Source organism: Variovorax boronicumulans (genome assembly GCF_009811375.1).
GTDB classification, from domain to species: Bacteria; Pseudomonadota; Gammaproteobacteria; order Burkholderiales; family Burkholderiaceae_C; genus Variovorax; species Variovorax boronicumulans.
In genome coordinates this window covers 583135-601327 of record NZ_BKDH01000001.1, presented here as the reverse complement: position 1 = coordinate 601327, position 18193 = coordinate 583135, and the positions used below count along the sequence as shown (strand labels likewise).

At 67.0% G+C, this 18193-nt stretch carries 20 protein-coding genes and 1 tRNA gene; 10 read left to right on the top strand and 11 right to left on the bottom strand.

The window, feature by feature from the left end:
• Window positions 1-87: 87 nt before the first annotated feature.
• Window positions 88-1518, bottom strand: a complete 1431-nt coding sequence (locus VHAB30_RS02840; RefSeq protein WP_159275735.1) for a sensor histidine kinase — start codon at window positions 1516-1518, stop codon at window positions 88-90.
• Complete coding sequence (locus VHAB30_RS02835) at window positions 1515-2198, bottom strand: response regulator (protein ID WP_062473337.1); 684 nt, start codon at window positions 2196-2198, stop codon at window positions 1515-1517. The genes VHAB30_RS02840 and VHAB30_RS02835 overlap by 4 nt, the downstream gene beginning before the upstream one ends.
• Before the next feature lie 166 nt (window positions 2199-2364).
• Here VHAB30_RS02835 and VHAB30_RS02830 point away from each other — a divergent pair, with 166 nt between their 5' ends.
• Window positions 2365-3501, top strand: coding sequence for an alpha/beta hydrolase (locus tag VHAB30_RS02830; RefSeq protein WP_159275734.1), 1137 nt, complete (start codon window positions 2365-2367; stop codon window positions 3499-3501).
• Window positions 3502-3504: 3 nt separating this feature from the next.
• Here the strand turns inward: VHAB30_RS02830 and VHAB30_RS02825 are convergent, their stop codons facing one another.
• Window positions 3505-4380, bottom strand: a complete 876-nt coding sequence (locus VHAB30_RS02825) for an NAD(P)-dependent oxidoreductase (protein ID WP_159275733.1) — start codon at window positions 4378-4380, stop codon at window positions 3505-3507.
• Between the two features lie 124 nt (window positions 4381-4504).
• On the opposite strand from VHAB30_RS02825, the gene VHAB30_RS02820 reads away from it, so the two are divergent.
• Window positions 4505-4858 (top strand): winged helix-turn-helix transcriptional regulator, encoded by a 354-nt coding sequence (locus tag VHAB30_RS02820; RefSeq protein WP_062473331.1) that lies wholly within the window; start codon window positions 4505-4507, stop codon window positions 4856-4858.
• Window positions 4859-4871: 13 nt separating this feature from the next.
• Here the strand turns inward: VHAB30_RS02820 and VHAB30_RS02815 are convergent, their stop codons facing one another.
• From VHAB30_RS02815 to VHAB30_RS02805, 3 genes are read right to left on the bottom strand one after another with little or no spacing between them, the layout of a single operon-like run.
• Window positions 4872-5273 carry an OsmC family protein gene (locus VHAB30_RS02815; protein ID WP_070062377.1) on the bottom strand — a complete coding sequence of 134 codons (402 nt, stop codon included), beginning with the start codon at window positions 5271-5273 and terminating at the stop codon, window positions 4872-4874.
• A 31-nt stretch (window positions 5274-5304) separates the two neighbouring features.
• Complete coding sequence (locus VHAB30_RS02810; RefSeq protein ID WP_159275732.1) at window positions 5305-5784, bottom strand: GNAT family N-acetyltransferase; 480 nt, start codon at window positions 5782-5784, stop codon at window positions 5305-5307.
• On the bottom strand, window positions 5781-6248 hold the full coding sequence (locus tag VHAB30_RS02805; protein WP_062473326.1) for a winged helix-turn-helix transcriptional regulator: 468 nt from the start codon (window positions 6246-6248) through the stop codon (window positions 5781-5783). The genes VHAB30_RS02810 and VHAB30_RS02805 overlap by 4 nt, the downstream gene beginning before the upstream one ends.
• Before the next feature lie 128 nt (window positions 6249-6376).
• On the opposite strand from VHAB30_RS02805, the gene VHAB30_RS02800 reads away from it, so the two are divergent.
• Entirely contained in the window at window positions 6377-7678 is a 1302-nt protein-coding gene (locus VHAB30_RS02800) for a D-amino acid dehydrogenase (protein WP_062473324.1), read from the top strand.
• A 43-nt stretch (window positions 7679-7721) separates the two neighbouring features.
• On the opposite strand, the gene VHAB30_RS02795 is transcribed toward VHAB30_RS02800, so the two are convergent.
• Genes VHAB30_RS02795 through VHAB30_RS02780 form a run of 4 tightly spaced genes read right to left on the bottom strand, consistent with a single transcriptional unit; the run spans window position 7722 to window position 10493 of the window.
• Complete coding sequence (locus VHAB30_RS02795; RefSeq protein ID WP_159275731.1) at window positions 7722-8072, bottom strand: hypothetical protein; 351 nt, start codon at window positions 8070-8072, stop codon at window positions 7722-7724.
• Window positions 8073-8100: 28 nt separating this feature from the next.
• Window positions 8101-8925, bottom strand: a complete 825-nt coding sequence (locus tag VHAB30_RS02790) for a MetQ/NlpA family ABC transporter substrate-binding protein (protein WP_062473320.1) — start codon at window positions 8923-8925, stop codon at window positions 8101-8103.
• 43 nt (window positions 8926-8968) lie between these two features.
• Window positions 8969-9631: a methionine ABC transporter permease gene (locus VHAB30_RS02785; protein WP_056571730.1), complete on the bottom strand. Its 663-nt coding sequence runs from the start codon at window positions 9629-9631 to the stop codon at window positions 8969-8971.
• Complete coding sequence (locus VHAB30_RS02780) at window positions 9624-10493, bottom strand: methionine ABC transporter ATP-binding protein (protein WP_062473317.1); 870 nt, start codon at window positions 10491-10493, stop codon at window positions 9624-9626. Before VHAB30_RS02780 ends, VHAB30_RS02785 begins: the two co-directional genes overlap by 8 nt.
• Between VHAB30_RS02780 and VHAB30_RS02775 the strand changes: the two genes are divergently transcribed.
• From VHAB30_RS02775 to VHAB30_RS02745, 7 genes are all read left to right on the top strand, one after another.
• Window positions 10492-10656, top strand: coding sequence for a hypothetical protein (locus VHAB30_RS02775; protein WP_159275730.1), 165 nt, complete (start codon window positions 10492-10494; stop codon window positions 10654-10656). The two genes, VHAB30_RS02780 and VHAB30_RS02775, sit on opposite strands and share 2 nt — an antisense overlap.
• A 72-nt stretch (window positions 10657-10728) precedes the next feature.
• Window positions 10729-11544, top strand: coding sequence for a MetQ/NlpA family ABC transporter substrate-binding protein (locus VHAB30_RS02770; RefSeq protein ID WP_159275729.1), 816 nt, complete (start codon window positions 10729-10731; stop codon window positions 11542-11544).
• 126 nt (window positions 11545-11670) lie between these two features.
• Window positions 11671-12775 (top strand): peptide chain release factor 2 gene (prfB, locus tag VHAB30_RS02765; RefSeq protein WP_095950518.1). Its coding sequence is split into 2 segments (ribosomal slippage): window positions 11671-11751 and window positions 11753-12775, totalling 1104 coding nucleotides; the frame shifts between segments, so codons are not numbered across the junction.
• A 3-nt stretch (window positions 12776-12778) separates the two neighbouring features.
• Window positions 12779-13468, top strand: coding sequence for an HAD family hydrolase (locus tag VHAB30_RS02760; protein WP_159275728.1), 690 nt, complete (start codon window positions 12779-12781; stop codon window positions 13466-13468).
• A complete protein-coding gene (gene pepN / locus VHAB30_RS02755) occupies window positions 13452-16151 on the top strand; it encodes an aminopeptidase N (RefSeq protein ID WP_095950520.1) in 2700 nt (899 codons plus the stop codon). Before VHAB30_RS02760 ends, pepN begins: the two co-directional genes overlap by 17 nt.
• Before the next feature lie 132 nt (window positions 16152-16283).
• Entirely contained in the window at window positions 16284-17297 is a 1014-nt protein-coding gene (locus VHAB30_RS02750) for a class 1 fructose-bisphosphatase (RefSeq protein ID WP_056571748.1), read from the top strand.
• Window positions 17298-17322: 25 nt separating this feature from the next.
• Window positions 17323-17398 (top strand) — tRNA-Thr (locus tag VHAB30_RS02745).
• 243 nt (window positions 17399-17641) lie between these two features.
• Here VHAB30_RS02745 and VHAB30_RS02740 read toward each other — a convergent pair.
• A complete protein-coding gene (locus VHAB30_RS02740; RefSeq protein WP_159275727.1) occupies window positions 17642-18061 on the bottom strand; it encodes a very short patch repair endonuclease in 420 nt (139 codons plus the stop codon).
• Window positions 18062-18193: the final 132 nt, after the last annotated feature.

Below are 18193 nucleotides of genomic sequence, written 5' to 3'. Positions count from 1 at the left end.
AAGTGTCCTGTAGACGAGCGCCGGGGGAGCCGGCTAGTGTAAATCCTTGCCCCGGAACAGGCCCGGCCGGGGCCTTTTCCCCCGGGCTCAGGCGCCGACGAGCAAAGGCTGCGGCACGTCGGCCTGCGCCAGCGGCAGCCGCACCGTGGCCAGCAGGCCGCCGCCCGGGGCCTCGCCCAGCACCGCATCGCCGCCGTGCCGGTCGACCACCGACTTGACGATGGCCAGGCCCAGCCCGCTGCCGCTTTGCGTCTGGTCGGGGTTGCGGAAGAAGCGGTCGAACACGCGTTCGCGCAGCGCGGGCGGAATGCCCGGGCCCGTGTCGGCCACGGTCAGCAACGCCCGTGCGCCCTCGCGCGCCACGTGCACCGTCACGGTGGCGCCGCAGGGGCTGTACTTGATCGCGTTGTCGATCAGGTTGTCGATCATCGAGACCAGGCTCTCGCGCTCGCCGAGCACCGGCACGGCGTCGTCACACACCAGTTCGAGCTCCACGCCGCGCGCACGCGCCAGGCCCTCGATCATGGCCAGCCGGTCCTGCACCAGCCCGTCGAGCGACAGCATCACGGGCAGCGCGTTGGTGGCCACCGCGTCGCTGCGCATGAGCTGCAGCAGCTGCCCCACCAGCCGGGCCGCGCGGTCGTTGCTGCGCAGCAGGTTGGCCATGAGTTCGCGCTGGCCCTCGTCGCTGCTCTGCTCCTTCAGCGCCTCGACGTTCACGCGCATGGCCGCCAGCGGCGTGCGCAGCTCGTGCGCCGCATCGGCGATCAGGCTGCGCTCGCGCGTCGTGCTGTCGCGCACCCGCAGCAGCAGGCTGTTGATGCTCTGCACCATCGGCTTGAGCTCCTTGTGCGGCGGCGTGTACGACAGCGGCGTCAGGTCGTCGGGACCGCGCTCGGCGGTCTCGCGGCTCACCTGGCGCCACGGACGCAGCGCCAGCCGCACCGACAGCCACGCGGGAAAGACGAGAAACGGCAGGCTGATCACCAGCGGCAGCAGGTAGTAGCCGCGCGACAGCACGGTGACGGCCAGCCGCCACACGCTGGGCTCGGCCAGCACCACGCGGGTGTCGGCGATGGGCGAGGCCATCGTGCGCGCGCGCCACTCGCGGCCGCCCGCGACCACGGTCTCGTTGCGGTCGGGCACCGAGTTCAGCAGCACGGGCACACCGGCGCGCGAGTTATAGATCAGCTTGCCGCGCTGCCACACCTGCATGACCGCCAGGGCTTCGTTGGTTTCGTCGCCGTCGCTGAGCGCCTCGATGAGCGCGGCGTCGAAGGCCTCGAGCGCCTCTCGTTGCCGCTCGGGTTGGTCCTCCAGCTTCTGCGCAATGGAGATCGCCGCCTTGAAGATGCTGGTGAACCGGAGCAGCCCCGGGTCCTTGTAGGAGTCGTACAGCAGCAGCCCCACGGCCGAGGTCCACAGCAGCGCGACCACGGCCATCTGCGCCACCAGCAGGCGGCGCATCAGGGACGGCTGGTTCCAGTTCTTCCAGCCGCGCGCCAGCTGGCGCATCATTTCGACGGGCTCCGCACCAGCGACTGGGTGTCGATCACATAGCCGATGCCGCGCACCGTGCGGATGTAGCCCTGCCCGATCTTCTTGCGCAGGTTGGAGATGTGCACCTCGAGCGAGTTGCTGCCGTTGGCCTGGCCGCCGGGCAGCACCTGCTCTTCCATCACGCGGCGCGTGACCACGCGGCCGGTGCGCTTGAGCAGCAACGCGAGCAGGTCGAACTCGCAGCGCGACAGCTCCACCGGCTCGCCATCGACGATCACGCCGCGCGTGGGCTCGTGCAGTGCCAGGCCGCGCATGCGGATGGTCTCGTCGTTGAAGCCGTAGCTGCGCCGCGCCAGGGCCCGCACGCGCGACAGCAACTCGGCCAGTGCGAAGGGCTTCACGAGGTAGTCGTCGGCGCCGTCGTCCAGGCTGCGCAGGCGGTCGTTGAGTGCATCGCGCGCACTCAGCACCAGCACCGGCAGGATCTGGCGGGTGCGGCGCAGGCGCAGCAGCAGGTCGAGCCCGTCGCCGTCGGGCAGGCCCAGGTCGAGCAGCACCATGTCGAAGGCGCCGTTGTCGAGCGTGCGCAGCGCGTCGTCGAGCCTGCGGACCCACACCACATCCAGGCCCTGGTTGGCGAGCGCAATGCGCACGCCGTTGCCAAGATCAAGATCGTCCTCAACAAGCAAAAGATTCATGGGAAGGATTCCAAGCGAACAAGCCCGGTTCCGGGAAGTGGCCGAAGTATCTGCCACACCCCGTCGTTGCGCTTCAGGAAGCCTTCATGAAGGCTGCAGGGCTTCTTCAGGCGGCGTGCCCACACTGCAAGGCTCCTGTTTTCTTCTTCCTGCCTGGAGCCCCGACGTGCCTCGCCCCTGTCTTTCCACGGTCCGCCCGCACTGGGCGAACCCGCTTCACTTCCAGCGCCGCGACCTGCTGCGCGCCGTGCTCCTGGGCAGCGCGGCTGGGCTGGCCGCTTGCGGCGGTGGTGGCGGCGGCAACGCCGGCACTGCCCCCATCGGCAACGACCTTCCCGTGGCGGCCACCGACCGCCGCGTGAAGGTGTCGAGCACGCCCGACGTCTCGCTGCAGGTGCGCGACTGGCAGCGCAGCGACGACGGCGGTCCCGTGCTCGTGCTGCTCGCCGGCCTCGGCGGCAACGCGCGCTGCTTCGACAGCCTGGCGCCCGCGCTGGTCGCGGCCGGCGCCGCCTCGCGCGTGCTCGCCGTGAGCCGGCGCGGCTACGGCCTGTCGGACAAGCCGCTGCCGGTGAAGAGCGCCACGCAGCACTACGAGGTCGACACGCTGGTCGACGACCTGGCCGCGCTGTGCGATGCGCTCGGCCTCACGCGTGTGGTGCTCGGCGGCCACTCGATCGCGGGCAACGAACTCACGCGTTTCGCGGGCCGCTTTCCCGAGCGGGTGCGCGGCCTCGTGTACCTCGATACCACCTTCGACTACACGAAGGACGCCGACACCGGTGGCGAAGACCCGCCGCTGAACCGCCGGCTCGACGAGCCCGCGCCCACGCCCGAGGACGGCCGCTCGATGAAGGCGGCCATTGCGTACCTGCGACGCAAGTCCAAGAACTGGTGGCCCGCGCTCGAGGCCAACCTGCGCGACGCGCTCGACGAGTTGGCCGACGGCAGCGTGCGCCCCAACACGCCCGACGCCGTGGAAACCGCGATGGACACCGCAGCCCACCGCTTCTCGCCCGACTACCGGCCGGTGCGCGCGCCGGCGCTGGTGGTGACCGCGCTGCCGTTCGACCAGCGCGACCTGTTCCCCTGGCTCGAACGACCGCTCGACGCGCAGACCGGCCAGGACGCCGCAGACTTCCTGCGCATCTTCCGCCGCGTGCGCCGCGCCGACGCCGACCGCCTGGCCGCCGCGCTGCAGACCTCGCACCGGCTCACGCTGGACCACTGCAACCACACCGACTTCTTCATGGAACGCGAGGCCGAGGTGGTGCGCGCGATCCAGTCGATGCGCTGGGCCTGATCCTTACTGGCGCAGCAGCTTGATCAGCGCCGCCAGTTCCTCGCCGCCGAGCCCCGCCGCATCGGCGCGCCGGAACAGGCCCGCGGCAAAGGCCGGGAACTCGGTGTTGATGCCCGCCTCCTGCGCGGTCTGCAGGATGCGCTGCGTGGCCTCGACCGAGATGCGCATCGGGCTCTGCGTGATCGCGAAGTCGCCCGACTGGATGACCGCGCCCTCGTGCTGGAGAAAGCCCGCGAAGGTCGGCATGATGCCGGCCACGATGCGGCCGTACTCGGCCACGTCGAAGCCTTCGTGCTCGGCAATGCGCGCGCCGTGCAAAAAGCCGAGCATCGTGCCGTAGATGCTGGACAGCGTGGCCAGGTCCATGGCCGCGGCCGCGCTGGCCTTCTCGCCGAGGTAGACGATGCCGCCGGCCAGCACCTTCAGCAAGGGTTCGGCCTCGGCGAACACGGCCTGCGCACCCGACACCAGCAGCGGCGTGTCGGGCCGGCCCATCTGGTCCGGCGCGGCCTGGATCGCGCCTTCGAGGTACGCGGCGCCGTGGCGGTGCGCCCAGGCCTCGGCCTCGCGCGCGTCCTTCGGGCTGCCGGTGGTGAGCTGCGCGAGCAGGCGGCCGTCCATGGCGGCGGCCACGCCGTCCATCGCGAAGATCGCGTCGGCGGCGCGGTAGTCGTACACGCACATCACGGCCATGCGGCTCGCGCGCAAGGCCTCGGCCGCGCTGCGCGCCAGCACGGCGCCGCGGGCGACCAGCGCGTCGGCCTTGTCGGCCGTGCGGTTCCACAGCGTGACCTTGTAGCCCTGGTCGAGAAAGAGCCGTGCGATGACGACGCCCATGGCGCCCAGGCCCAGAACCGAAACTTCCTTCTTGTTGCTCATGGCAATCCGATGCAGTGGTTGATGACGCCTGCATGGTAGAAATTGCACTTCCACATGGTCAAGTACCTACGATAAAGTAAGGTACTTACCAAATGGGAAGTATTGGAATCGCAAGGAGCAAGAGATGGCAGCGAAGAAGCCCTACAACTGCGGCATCGGCCCCGCGTTCGAGGTCATCGGCGGCAAGTGGAAAGCCGTCATCCTGTGGGAGCTGCACCTGCAGCCTTACCGCTTCGGCGAGCTGAAGCGGTTGCTGCCCGAGGTCAGCGAGAAGATGCTGATCCAGCAGCTGCGCGAGATGGAAACCGACGGCCTCGTGCACCGTGAGGTGTTCCACGAAGTACCGCCGCGCGTCGAGTACTCCGAGACCTCGCTCGGCGCCACGCTCAATGCGGCGCTGGGGCCGCTGGCCGATTGGGGCGACCGCTATGCCAAGCGCGTGGCGGCGGCGCGCAAGCAGGCCGAAGCGGCCAAGTAAGGGCGCAACGCGCTCAGTCGGCCCAGCCGGTTTCGATCTCGGTCTTGACCTCGGTCATCAGCTTGTGCACCGGGCACTTGCCCGCCACGCGCAGCAGCTCGTCGCGCTGCGCCTCGGTCAGATCGCCCGTCAGGCGCAGGCCCGACTTCAGGCGGTAGATGCCCTTGCGCTCCTCGCTGTCATCGCGGTCGACCACGACCTCGATGTCTTCCACCGGAATGCCCTTGCGGCGCGCATAGAGCAGCACCGTGAGCGCCTTGCAGGCCGCGAGCGACGCGTCGTACAGGTCGTGCGGCTCGGCACCGCCGTCGCTGCCGCCGCCCGCGGGCGAGGCATCGACAGGGATCTCGTGGTTGCGGATCTTGAGGATGTGGCGCGTGCCGGTGGTGCCGTCGCGGCGGATCGAGAGGGTCATGCCGATGTCCTTGAAGAGGTGGAAAGAAAGCTCAGGCCAAGTCTTTCACATACAGGATGGTCGTGAATCCGCTGTGCCATTCGAGGTCGGGGTAGCGGCCGGCCTCGCGGTAGCCGAGCGCGCGATACAGGCCCTGGCTCTGCGTGTTGAAGGTGTCGGTCTCGAGCCGCGCCCGCGCCACGCCGTCGGCGCGCATGCCGGCTTCGGCATAGGCCATGAGCGCGCGGGCGATGCCCTTGCGCTGGTGCGCGGCGGGCACGTGCAGGGCCTGCACGAAGTCGTGTTCCCAGTGCACCATGCCGACCACCTCGCCATCGAGTTCCGCCACGAAGAAGGCCGGGCCGCTCTCGTCGATGTAGCCCACGGGCTCGCCGCTGTCGGCATAGGCCTTCGCGGCCTCGGGCGTGAGCTGCGGCAGCCAGGTGCTCGCGAAGGTGTCGTCGAGGATGGCCTTCACCGCGTCGAAGTCGGCCAGGCGCCAGGGCCGGATGACGATAGCGCCAGCGCTCACCGGTCCACCGCCAGCATCAGCGTTTCCTTGATCTCTTCCATCACCACGTAGCTGTGCGACTCGGCCGCCACCGGCAGCTTCTTGAGGATGTCGCCCAGCAGGTGCCGGTACTCGCTCATGCCGCTCAGGCGCGCCTTCACGAGGTAGTCGAAGCTGCCCGACACCAGGTGGCATTCGAGCACCTCGGGCATGTGCAGCAGTTCCTGCTTGACCTTGTCGAACACGTCGCCCGACTTGGCCGAGAGCTTGATCTCCACGAACACCAGCAGCGTCTTGCCCAGCGCCTCGGGCGACACGTGCGCGTGGTAGCCGGTGATGACGCCGTCGCGCTCCATGCGCTTGACGCGCTCGGCGCAGGGCGAGGCCGACAGGCCGATGCGCTCGGCCAGTTCGGTCATGGAAATGCGGCCCTGGCGCTGCAGCAGGTCGAGGATCTTGCGGTCGATTCGGTCGAGTTCGGGCATTTCACTCCGCGCGGGGCCTTGGACGGTTTTCGGCAGAGATTTTCACGGCCAAAGACCTAAAAACAATGGAATCCACTGCATTGTGCACTTTAGATTCACATCATTCCATTCAGATCAGCGGATACACCATGAAAGTCATCGTTCTCGGCGGCGGCGTGATCGGCACCACCACGGCGTACTACCTCGCGCGCTCCGGCGCCGAAGTCACCTTGCTCGACCGGCAGGCCGGTCCGGCCGAGGAAACGAGCTTCGGCAACGCCGGCCAGGTGTCGCCCGGCTACTCGACGCCGTGGGCTGCACCCGGCATTCCGCTGAAGGCGATCAAGTGGATGTTCCAGAAGCACGCGCCGCTGTCGATCCGCCCGGACGGCACGCTGTTCCAGCTGCGCTGGATGGCCGCCATGCTGCGCAACTGCTCGCCCGAGCGCTACGCCGTGAACAAGGAACGCATGATGCGCGTGGCCGAATACAGCCGCGGCTGCCTGCAGCAGCTGCGCGCCGACACCGGCCTGCAGTACGAGCACCGCACCGGCGGCACGCTGCAGCTGTTCCGCACGCAGGCGCAGCTCGACGCGGTGCAGCGCGACATCGCCGTGCTCGAGGAATGCGGCGTGCCCTATGAACTGCTCGACCGCGACGCCCTGGCGCGCGTCGAACCCGGCCTGGCCGGCGCGCGCGACCGCCTCACGGGCGGCCTGCGCCTGCCCAACGACGAAACCGGCGACTGCCACCTGTTCACGCGCGGCCTCGCCGAGATCGCGCACGGCCTGGGCGTGGACTTCCGCTTCGGCCAGACCATCGACGGCCTGGAGACCGACGGCGGCCGCATCACCGGCGTGCGCACGCGCGCCGGCAAGATCCTCACGGCCGACCGCTACGTGATGGCCTTCGGCAGCTACTCGCGCGCCGCCATCGCCTCGCTGGGGCTGGACATTCCGGTGTACCCGGTCAAGGGCTACTCGCTCACGGTGCCGCTGCTCGACGAATCGCTCGCCCCGCAATCGACCGTGCTCGACGAAACCTACAAGGTGGCCGTCACGCGCTTCGACAACCGCATCCGCGTGGGCGGCATGGCCGAGCTCGGCGGCTTCGACCTGCGCCTGAATCCGGCGCGCCGCGCCACGCTCGAGAAGGTGGTGAGCGACCTGTTCCCGGGCGGCGACCTGCCCAACGCCAGCTTCTGGACCGGCCTGCGCCCGATGACGCCCGACAGCACGCCCATCGTCGGCGCCACGCGCTACCCCAACCTGTTCCTGAACACGGGCCACGGCACGCTGGGCTGGACCATGGCCTGCGGCTCGGGCAAGCTGATCTCGGACCTGGTGACGGGCCAGCGGCCGGAGATCCGCACAGATGGATTGGCGATGGACCGCTACACGCAAGGGCCGTCGCGTTCGGCGCGCCCGAGCCCGACGACGGCGCCGGCCTGACCGACGCCGGGGATGCGACGGGCCGCGCAGGCCCGTCGCTGACTTACTCGTCGCTGGCGTCGTTGCCCGTCATCGCGAGCACCTCTTCGACAAAGGCCTCGAAGCGCGGCAACGCGGCGGGCAGCCCGTCGAGCGAAGCAGCCTCGCCCGCATCGAAGAAATGCGGCGCTTCGGCGGGCATGGCGACCCACTCCCCGCCTTCGACCAACAGCCCCAGATACCCGTCCGCCGTCGGCAGATAGAACAGCCCCGCGCTGTCGAGCACGCGCTGGCCGTCGGCCTCGCCGCGCCCCCAGCGCACGCCGTGGCGCGCGAGGTGGTCGCTGATCCAGCCGTCGCACACGTGCGTGTCGCGCCAATTGGCCTGGCCATCGAATACGGCGAGCACGGGCATGGGGCGTCCTTCGCTGAAGCGTGGTGAATTACTGCAGGAAGCTGGGCTTGGCGTAGCCCTGGAACTTGCTGTCGACCACCGTCTTGAATTCCTTCGAGCGGTAGGCCTCGGCGATGTCCTTGGCCCAGGCGGCGTTCTTGTCGGCGCTCTTCACGGCGACCACATTCAGGTAGTAGTCGGGCGTCTTCTCGAGCACCACGGCCTCGGTGAGCTTCAGGCCCGACGAGATCGCAAAGTTGCCGTTGACGATGGCGTACTCGGTGTCACCCAGCGAACGCGGCAGCTGCGCGGCCTCGAGCGGAATGAACTTGAGCTTCTTCGGGTTCTCGGCCACGTCCTTCTCGGACGCGCGCAGCGGATCGATGCCGGCCTTGATCGTGACCAGCTTGTTCTGCTCCAGCAGCACCAGCGCGCGCGCCAGGTTGCTCGGGTCGTTCGGCAGCGTCACGCGGTCGCCTTCCTTCACGTCGGCCAGCGTCTTGCGCTTGGTCGAGTACACGCCCATGGGCGCGATCGGGCCCTGCACCAGCTCGGCGAGGTCGAGCTTCTGGTCGGCCGAGAACTTCTGCAGGTAGACGCGATGCTGGAAGAAATTGGCGTCGAGCGAGCCCTGGGCCAGCGCGAGGTTGGGCTGCACATAGTCGTTGAACTCGACCAGCTTCACCTTGTAGCCCTTCTTCTCGAGGATCGGAATGATGCCGGCCTTGAGCTGGTCGGCGTTGGAGCCGGCGGTGCCGCCGATCACGAGGTTCTTCTTGGCGTCCTGCGCCTGCGCCGACAGCGAGAGGCCGCCGAGCGACAGCGCGACGAGGGAAACGGCGAGAACGGAACGGCGCAGCAGTGCGGTTTTCATGGAATGGACAGAAAGATGAGAGAGGAAAAAGAAGAAAGGGAAATCAACGCTTGTCGAGTCGGCGCGCCGTGGTGTTGCCCACGAACTGCAGGATCTGCACCAGCACCACGAGCAGCGCCACGGTGAGCACCATCACGTCGGTCTGGAAGCGGTAGTAGCCGTAGCGGATCGCCAGGTCGCCGATGCCGCCGCCACCCACCACACCGGCAATCGCCGAGTACGACAGGAAGCTCACGGCCAGCACGGTGAGCGCGAGCACCAGGCCCGAGCGCGCCTCGACCACCAGCACGCGCCAGACGATCTGCAACTCCGACGCGCCCATGGCGTGCGCCGCCTCGATCACGCCGCGCGGCACCTCGCGCAGGCACTGGTCGACCAGCCGCGCAAAGTACGGAATGGCCGCGAACGACAGCGGCACCGCGGCCGCCAGCGGGCCGATGGAGGTGCCCGCGATGATCCGCGTGAACGGCACCAGCGCCACCAGCAGGATGATGAACGGGAAGGAACGCACCGTGTTCACGATCCAGTTGAGGATGTGGAACGCCGGCTTGTTCTCGAGCGACTGGCCCGGGCCGAGCAGAAACAGCAGGATGCCCAGCGGGCCGCCGATGAGCACCGCCGCCGACAGGCCGATGGCCAGCATCAAGAAGGTCTGGCCCGTGGCCGTCCACAGCTCGGGAAGGATGGGGGTGATGTTCTCAAACATAGGCCAGCTCCTGCGCGTTGCGCTGTGCGGTCGCCACGCGCGGCGCCACGGGTTCGCGCGCCTCGCGTTCGCGGCGACGCACCAGTTCGTCGATCTCGCGGCCCAGCGCGGTCTTGCGTTCCTCGCTCGGCGCATCGACGGCGAACTGCTCGATGAGGCGGCCCTTTTCGAGGATGGCCACGTTGCGGCACAGCACCTCGACCACCGAGAGCTCGTGCGTGACGATCACGATGGTCACGCCGATCTTCTGGTTGATGTCGCGCAGCGTTTCGAGCAGCGCGCGGGTGGTTTCGGTGTCGAGCGCCGAAGTGGGCTCGTCGCACAGCAGCACCTGCGGGCGCGGCGCCAGCGCGCGGGCGATGGCCACGCGCTGCTTCTGGCCGCCCGAGAGCTGAGCCGGGTAGGTGTCGATCTTTTCGGCCAGGCCGACGAGATCGAGGCACTCGCGCACCCGCTCGTTGATCTCGGCCTTGGAGTGGCGGCCATGGATCTTCAGCGGGAAGGCCACGTTGTCGAACACGGTGGCGTTCTGCAGCAGGTTGAACTGCTGGAAGATCATGCCGATGTTCTGGCGCGTGTCGCGCAGCTCGCGGCGCGACAGCGTCGTGAGGTCGCGCCCGCCGACGAACACCTGGCCCGCATCGGGGCGCTCGAGCAGGTTGATGAGGCGCAGCAGCGTCGACTTGCCGGCGCCGCTCTTGCCGATGAGGCCGAACACGTCGCCCTGCTGGATCTCGAGCGAGAGCGATTGCACGGCGTCGAACACCTCGCCGCTGGGCAAGGCAAACGACTTCTGCACCGATTGAAGACGGATGACCGGCGCCGCGTTGCCGCGTGCCGCATCAGGCGAAGGGAAGGTCATGAAAGAAGGCGCGGGCCGCACAGGCGCGACCGCGCAGGTTCGCAAAAAGGTGCCGAGTATGAAAAGAAACAAGCCGAAAGGGAACGAACAAATCGGCTCGTGCTTATATGAAAAATCAAATAAGAAAGACCGCATGGAGCGAGTGGACGCCATATCGATATGAGGATTGGTTCGTTCCCGATCTGCGGCGGCAATGCCACATTCGGCGCCTTCATTTCTTCGATTTCGCGCCACCATGCATTCCACTTTCCGCCGCCGCGGCCTCGTGCTCGCCACCCTCGCCACCGCCCTTTTCGCTGGCAGTGCTGCCTTCGCGCAGGACAACAAGAACACCGTCAAGGTCGGCATTTCCGTCGGCAGCGCCGAGCAGGTGTTCGAAGTGGTCAAGAAGGTGGCCGCCAAGGACGGCCTGACCGTCCAGGTCGTGGTGTTCAACGACTACCAGCTGCCCAACGCGGCGCTGGCCGCCGGCGACCTGGACGCCAACGCCTTCCAGCACCAGCCCTTCCTGGACAACCAGATCAAGGCGCGCGGCTTCGACCTCGTGCCCGTGGGCCTGACCATCACCGCGCCGCTGGGCTTCTACTCGCGCAAGATCAAGTCGATCGACCAGCTGGCTGACGGCGCCTCGGTCGGCATCCAGAACGACCCCTCGAACGGCAACCGCGCCCTGCTGCTCTTGCAACAGGCCAAGCTCATCACCCTCAAGCCCGAGGCCGTGAAGAACAACAACGCCACGCCGCTGGACGTCGTGACCAACCCCAAGAAGCTCAAGCTGGTGTCGCTGGACGCCGCCCAACTGCCGCGCTCGCTCGACGACCTGGCCATTTCGGCCATCAACAACGACTACGCCGAGAAGGCCGGCTTGTCCTTCGGCAAGGACGCCGTCATCAAGGAATCGGCCCAGAGCCCCTACGCCAACCTGATCGCCGTGCGCCGCGCCGACAAGGACAAGCCCTGGGCCAAGCGCCTCGTGGCGGCCTACCAGTCGCCGGAGGTGCGCAGCTTCATCGAGACGCAGTTCAAGGGGTCGTTGATTCCGGCGTTCTGATTCCGGTGCCCGCGCCTTCCCCCCGAGAGGGAAGGCGCAATACAGGGGCGCTGCCTGGCGGGTTGGCGGACCGTGAGAAAATGACGGGTTCCCCCGAACACCAACCTCACACAGTCAGGACACCCCATGGACGCAGAACAGATCAACCAAATCGGCGCAATGCTCGCGGACCTGAGCGTCCGTACGGTCGATTTACGGAGGTATCTTTGACTACGATGCCAAAGCTGAACGACTGAGGACAGTCAACGCATCGCTCGAAGACCCGAACGTCTGGAACGACCCCAAGAAGGCCCAGGAACTGGGCAAGGAGAAGAAGTCGCTCGACGACGTGGTCGTCACGCTCGACCGGCTCACCAACGGGCTGTCGGACAACACCGAGCTCTTCGAGATGTCGAAGGAAGACGGCGACCTCGATGGCCTGCAGGCCATTGCCGATGACGCCGCCACGCTCGAAGCCGACATCAAGCAGCTCGAATTCCGCCGGATGTTCAACAACCCGGCCGACCCGCTGAACGCCTTCGTCGACATCCAGGCCGGCGCCGGTGGCACCGAGGCCTGCGACTGGGCCAGCATGCTGCTGCGCCAGTACCTGAAGTACGCCGAGCGCAAGGGCTTCAAGACGCAGATCGAAGACGAAACGCCCGGCGACACCGCCGGCATCAAGGGCGCGACCATCAAGGTCGAGGGCGACTACGCCTTCGGCCTGCTGCGCACCGAGACCGGCGTGCACCGCTTGGTGCGCAAGTCGCCGTTCGACTCGTCGGGCGGCCGCCACACCAGCTTCGCCTCGATCTTCGTGTACCCCGAGATCGACGACTCGATCGAGATCGAGATCAACCCTTCGGACGTGCGCACCGACACCTTCCGCGCCTCGGGCGCCGGCGGCCAGCACATCAACAAGACCGACTCGGCCGTGCGCCTGACGCACATCCCGACCGGCATCGTCGTGCAGTGCCAGGACGGCCGCAGCCAGCACAGCAACCGCGACGTGGCGTGGAAGCGCCTGCGCTCGCGCCTGTACGACCACGAGATGCGCAAGCGCCAGGAAGAGCAGCAAAAGCTCGAGGACAGCAAGACCGACGTGGGCTGGGGCCACCAGATCCGCAGCTACGTGCTGGACAACAGCCGCATCAAGGACCTGCGCACCAACGTCGAAGTCTCGGCCACGCAGAAGGTGCTCGACGGCGACCTCGACGTGTTCATCGAAGCCTCGCTCAAGCAAGGCGTCTGACCGATGAGCCTGAACACCGGCAGGGTCGAAGCCCTGATCTTCGACATGGACGGCACCATGATCGACTCCATGCCCTGGCATGCGCGCTCGTGGGTGACCTTCGCGCAGCGCCATGGCGTGCAGCTCGACGTGAGCGAGATCCTCGCGCGCACCACGGGCCGCACCGGCACCGAGAGCATGCGCGAGCTGTTCGAGCGCGAGCTCTCCGATGCCGAGTGCTTGGGCCTGGTGCACGAGAAGGAAGAGATCTACCGCGAGCTCTTCCACGACAACTTCACCGAAGTGGCGGGCTTCACCGCCTTCGCCAAGGCCGCGGTGGCACGCGGCCTGAAGGTGGCGGTGGGCACGGCCGGCGACAGGCACAACATCGCGTTCGCCATGTCGCGCCTGAAGATGGACCCGCTGCCGCTGGCCATCGTCGGCGGCGACGAAGGCTTTTCGGGCAAGCCCACGCCCGCGATCTTCCTGGAAGCCGCGCGCCGCATCGGCGTGGCGCCCGAGCGCTGCATCGTCTTCGAAGACGCGCCCTTCGGCATCGAAGCGGCCCGCCGCGGCGGCATGCGCGCCGTGGCCGTGTGCAGCACCCATACCGCCGCCGAGCTGGCCGGCCCCCACGTGATCGCCGCCGTTCGCGACTACAACGAACTGGCCCATTCGAATTTTCTGGAGACCCTCGATGCTGCTTCAGCGTGACGCCCAAGGGCAACCCATTGCCATCCGCCGCGAAGACTATGCCGCGCCGGCGTTCTGGATCGACACCGTCGACCTGACCTTCGACCTCGACCCCGCCAAGACCCGCGTGCTCAACCGCATGCAGCTGCGCCGCAACCCCGAGGTGCCGGCCCAGCCGCTGCGCCTGGACGGCGACGAGCTCAACCTGGCGCGCGTGCTCGTGAACGGCCAGGGCGCCTCGTTCCGCATGGAAGGCGACCAGCTCGTCATCGACGGTTTGCCCGACGCGTTCGAGCTCGAACTCTTCACCACCTGCTGCCCCATCAAGAACACCAAGCTGATGGGCCTGTTCGTGAGCGAAGACACCTTCTTCACGCAGTGCGAGGCCGAGGGCTTTCGCCGCATCACCTACTTCCTCGACCGTCCCGACGTGATGGCGATGTACACCGTCACGCTGCGCGCCAGCAAGGCCGCCTACCCGGTGCTGCTGTCGAACGGCAACCTCGTCGACCAGGGCGAACTGCCCGAGGGCCGCCACTTCGCCAAGTGGGTCGACCCCTTCAAGAAGCCCAGCTACCTGTTCGCCCTGGTGGCGGGCAAGCTCGTGGCGCGCGAGCAGCGCATCAAAGCGCGCAGCGGCAAGGAACATCTGCTGCAGGTGTACGTGCGCGCCGGCGACCTCGACAAGACCGAGCACGCCATGAACTCGCTGGTCAACTCCGTGCTGTGGGACGAAGCCCGCTTCGGCCTGCCGCTCGACCTGGACCGCTTCATGATCGTGGCCACCAGCGACTTCAACATGGGCGCCATGGAGAACAAGGGCCTGAACATCTTCAACACGAAGTACGTTCTGGCCAACCAGGCCACCGCCACCGACGCCGACTACAGCAACATCGAAAGCGTGGTCGGCCACGAGTACTTCCACAACTGGAGCGGCGACCGCGTGACCTGCCGCGACTGGTTCCAGCTGTCGCTGAAAGAAGGCCTCACCGTCTTCCGCGACCAGGAGTTCAGCCAGGACCTGTGCGCCGACGCCTCGGCCCGCGCCGTCAAGCGCATCGAAGACGTGCGCGTGCTGCGCACCGCGCAATTCCCCGAAGACGCCGGCCCCATGGCCCACCCGGTGCGGCCCGACAGCTACATCGAGATCAGCAACTTCTACACCGTCACCATCTACGAAAAGGGTGCCGAGGTCGTTCGCATGATGCAGACGCTGGTCGGCCGCAAGGGCTTCGAAAAGGGCATCACCCTGTACTTCGAGCGCCACGACGGCCAGGCCGTGACCTGCGACGACTTCGCCCAGGCCATTGCCGACGCCAACCCGGATTCCGAGTTGGCCCGCCTGCTGCCCCAGTTCAAGCGCTGGTACAGCCAGGCCGGCACGCCCCGCCTGGCCGCGCACGGCGTGTACGACGCGCAGAACCGCAGCTACACCCTGAGCGTGGTGCAAAGCTGCCCGCCCACGCCGGGCCAGCAGACCAAGGAACCCTTCGTCATTCCGCTGAACATCGGCCTGCTCGACGCCGCCACCGGCCGCGAGCTGCCCATGCAGCTCGAGGGCGAAAGCGACGTGGCACGCGGCACCCGCACCATCGTGCTGTCGCGCGCCGGCGAGCAGATCACCTTCGTGGGCCTGGACGCCGAGCCCGTGCCGTCCATCTTGCGCGGCTTCAGCGCGCCGGTGATCCTCGACTTTGCGTACACCGACGCCCAGCTGCTCACCCTGCTGGCCAACGACCCCGATCCGTTCAACCGCTGGGAAGCCGGCCAGCGCCTGGGCCTGCGCGCCGCGCTGCAAGCCATTGCGGCGCACGCCACCGACACCACGCCGGTGCTGAACGACGCCTACCTCGACGCCATGCGCGGCGTGCTGCGCCACCCGCAGCTCGACGCCGCCTTCAAGGAACTGGTGCTCACGCTGCCGTCGGAAACCTACATTGCCGAGCAGCTCGACGTGGTCGATCCGCAGCGCGTGCACCTCGTGCGCGAAGCCATGCGCGCCCAGCTCGCCACCGCCCTCTTCGCCGACTGGGAACAGGCCTACGAAGACAACAAGGACACCGGCGCCTACACGCCCGACCCGACCTCGTCGGGCCGCCGCGCGCTGGCCGGCATGGCGCTCAACTTCCTGTGCCTGGCGGCGCGCGCCTCGGGCGACACCGTGTGGCCCGGCAAGACCCTGCAGCGCTTCAAGGACGCGGGCAACATGACCGACCGCTTCAACGCGCTCAACGCCCTCGTGTCGTCGGGCCACACCCTGGCGGCGCAGGCGCTTGCGCGCTTCCACGCCATGTTCAAGGACGAGGCGCTGGTCATCGACAAGTGGTTCTCGCTGCAGGCCGGCGCCAGCGACCGCGGCGGCGACATCCTGCCGCTGGTCAAGCAGCTCATGAAGCACCCCGACTTCTCGCTGAAGAACCCCAACCGCGCGCGCAGCGTGATCTTCAGCTACTGCAGCGGCAACCCCGGCGCCTTCCACCGCGCGGACGCGGCCGGCTACGTGTTCTGGAGCGACCGCGTGATCGAACTCGACGCCATCAACCCCCAGGTGGCCGCCCGCCTGGCGCGCGCGCTCGACCGCTGGAGCAAGCTGGCCGAGCCCTACCGCAGCGCCGCACGCGAAGCGATTGCCCGCGTGGCCGCCAAGCCCGACCTGAGCAAGGACACCCACGAAGTCGTCACCCGCGCCCTCGCCGGTAATTGAGCTCTCCCCCAGGCTTCGCGCACTTCGTGTCGCTTCTCCAACCCCCTCACCGGGGGCAACACCAGCGGCCCGGCAAAGCCGGTTCCGCGGTGTTCCACGAACAGACCCTCTCATTTGGATAGGACAGATCCCATGGCACAGCAAAAAATCTCCTTCACCCGCTACCTCGTCGAGCAGCAACGCGCCGACGGCCTCATTCCCGGCCAGCTGCGCCTGTTGCTCGAAGTGGTCGCCCGCGCCTGCAAGAGCATCAGCCAGGCCGTCAACAAGGGCGCGCTGGGTGGCGTGCTCGGCACCGCCGAGAGCGAGAACGTGCAGGGCGAAATCCAGAAGAAGCTGGACATCATCGCCAACGAAGTGCTCATTGAAGCCAACGAATGGGGCGGCCACCTCGCGGCCATGGCCAGCGAGGAGATGGAAACCATCCACGTGGTGCCCAACCGCTACCCGCAAGGCGAATACCTGCTCATGTTCGATCCGCTCGACGGCAGCAGCAACATCGACGTCAACGTGAGCATCGGCACCATCTTCAGCGTGCTGAAGAAGCCCGACGACACCCCCGGCGTGCAGGAAGCCGACTTTCTGCAGCCCGGCACCCAGCAGGTGGCCGCCGGCTACTGCATCTACGGCCCGCAGACCACCCTGGTGCTCACCGTGGGCAACGGCGTGGCCATGTTCACGCTCGACCGCGAACAAGGCAGCTTCGTGCTCACGCAGGAAGACATCCAGATTCCGGCCGACACCAAGGAATTTGCCATCAACATGAGCAACATGCGCCACTGGGACGAGCCCGTGAAGCGCTACATCGACGAATGCCTGGCCGGCAAGGAAGGCCCGCGCGGCAAGGACTTCAACATGCGCTGGATTGCCAGCATGGTGGCCGACGTGCACCGCATCCTGATGCGCGGCGGCGTGTTCATGTACCCGTGGGACAAGCGCGAGCCCGAAAAGGCCGGCAAGCTGCGTCTGATGTACGAGGCCAACCCCATGAGCTGGCTCGTCGAGCAGGCCGGCGGCGCCGCCACCAACGGCAAGCAGCGCATCCTCGACCTGAAGCCCACCAAACTGCACGAGCGCGTGAGCGTGATGTTGGGTTCGCGTCACGAAGTCGAGCGTTTGACGCAGTACCACGCCGAGAAGCCTTGATTTCTTGGCTATAATCTGAGGCTTCGCCGGTGTAGCTCAGTCGGTAGAGCAGCTCATTCGTAATGAGAAGGTCGGGTGTTCGATTCATCTCTCCGGCACCAAATTAAAAGCCCGCTATTCAAAAGATAGCGGGCTTTTTCCGTTTCGCTCGCTGTATAGCCAATGGCGCCGCTCAATTCGGGGCGGAGTGTTTGCGCAAGACTTGCATCAGTCAGCCCACCCTTTCCAGCCCATCCCCAATTCCGCGCCTGCACATCTCAATGGCATAGCGGTCTCGCCGGCCACAGACTATCCGGAGTTCGCGATCTATCTATCGGCTTACGGTGACCAAGAGAGTCCCTGCTTTATGGCAACGATTCCGCTGAAAGAAAGACCCGGATTTTCTTCGCGAGCTCAGCCACGTTGGCGGCCTCGCACTCCCAAACGACCATGACGTCCCAGCCCAAGGCAGCCAGCGCGTCCTGCACCGCAGCATCGCGCCGCATGTTTCCCTCCAGCTTCGTCAGCCAGAACTCTGCGTTCGACTTTGGCGTGTAGGCAAATCTACACCCCGGATGCCTGTGCCAGAAACAGCCGTGCACGAAGATCACTTTTCGCAGGCGAGGAAACACGAGATCCGGCGATCCCGGCAGGTCCCTCCGATGAAGGCGAAAACGGAAGCCCATTCCGTGAATCAGCTTGCGGACCACCATTTCCGGCTTCGTGTCCTTGCCTTTGATGCCGGCCATCATCCGGGACCGCTTGTCAGGGGAGACGATGTCCATCACATGTGCTGCAAAGCAGGAGTAGCCGGGCGGGCCAGGCAATCGCGTTGCGGCGGGCAACGAACCCGAGCTTCACTCGAAAAGCCCGGCATGAGCTCCCGTCCATTCACGAGGATCTATTCGGTGGCGCAA

Coding starts and splice junctions, on each gene's coding strand:
- VHAB30_RS02840 (WP_159275735.1), bottom strand. CDS start 1,518: ATGATGCGCCAGCTGGCGCGCGGCTGGAAGAACTGGAACCAGCCGTCC.
- VHAB30_RS02835 (WP_062473337.1), bottom strand. CDS start 2,198: ATGAATCTTTTGCTTGTTGAGGACGATCTTGATCTTGGCAACGGCGTG.
- VHAB30_RS02825 (WP_159275733.1), bottom strand. CDS start 4,380: ATGAGCAACAAGAAGGAAGTTTCGGTTCTGGGCCTGGGCGCCATGGGC.
- VHAB30_RS02820 (WP_062473331.1), top strand. CDS start 4,505: ATGGCAGCGAAGAAGCCCTACAACTGCGGCATCGGCCCCGCGTTCGAG.
- VHAB30_RS02815 (WP_070062377.1), bottom strand. CDS start 5,273: ATGACCCTCTCGATCCGCCGCGACGGCACCACCGGCACGCGCCACATC.
- VHAB30_RS02805 (WP_062473326.1), bottom strand. CDS start 6,248: ATGCCCGAACTCGACCGAATCGACCGCAAGATCCTCGACCTGCTGCAG.
- VHAB30_RS02800 (WP_062473324.1), top strand. CDS start 6,377: ATGAAAGTCATCGTTCTCGGCGGCGGCGTGATCGGCACCACCACGGCG.
- VHAB30_RS02795 (WP_159275731.1), bottom strand. CDS start 8,072: ATGCCCGTGCTCGCCGTATTCGATGGCCAGGCCAATTGGCGCGACACG.
- VHAB30_RS02790 (WP_062473320.1), bottom strand. CDS start 8,925: ATGAAAACCGCACTGCTGCGCCGTTCCGTTCTCGCCGTTTCCCTCGTC.
- VHAB30_RS02785 (WP_056571730.1), bottom strand. CDS start 9,631: ATGTTTGAGAACATCACCCCCATCCTTCCCGAGCTGTGGACGGCCACG.
- VHAB30_RS02775 (WP_159275730.1), top strand. CDS start 10,492: ATGAAAGAAGGCGCGGGCCGCACAGGCGCGACCGCGCAGGTTCGCAAA.
- VHAB30_RS02780 (WP_062473317.1), bottom strand. CDS start 10,493: ATGACCTTCCCTTCGCCTGATGCGGCACGCGGCAACGCGGCGCCGGTC.
- VHAB30_RS02770 (WP_159275729.1), top strand. CDS start 10,729: ATGCATTCCACTTTCCGCCGCCGCGGCCTCGTGCTCGCCACCCTCGCC.
- VHAB30_RS02760 (WP_159275728.1), top strand. CDS start 12,779: ATGAGCCTGAACACCGGCAGGGTCGAAGCCCTGATCTTCGACATGGAC.
- pepN (WP_095950520.1), top strand. CDS start 13,452: ATGCTGCTTCAGCGTGACGCCCAAGGGCAACCCATTGCCATCCGCCGC.
- VHAB30_RS02750 (WP_056571748.1), top strand. CDS start 16,284: ATGGCACAGCAAAAAATCTCCTTCACCCGCTACCTCGTCGAGCAGCAA.
- VHAB30_RS02740 (WP_159275727.1), bottom strand. CDS start 18,061: ATGGACATCGTCTCCCCTGACAAGCGGTCCCGGATGATGGCCGGCATC.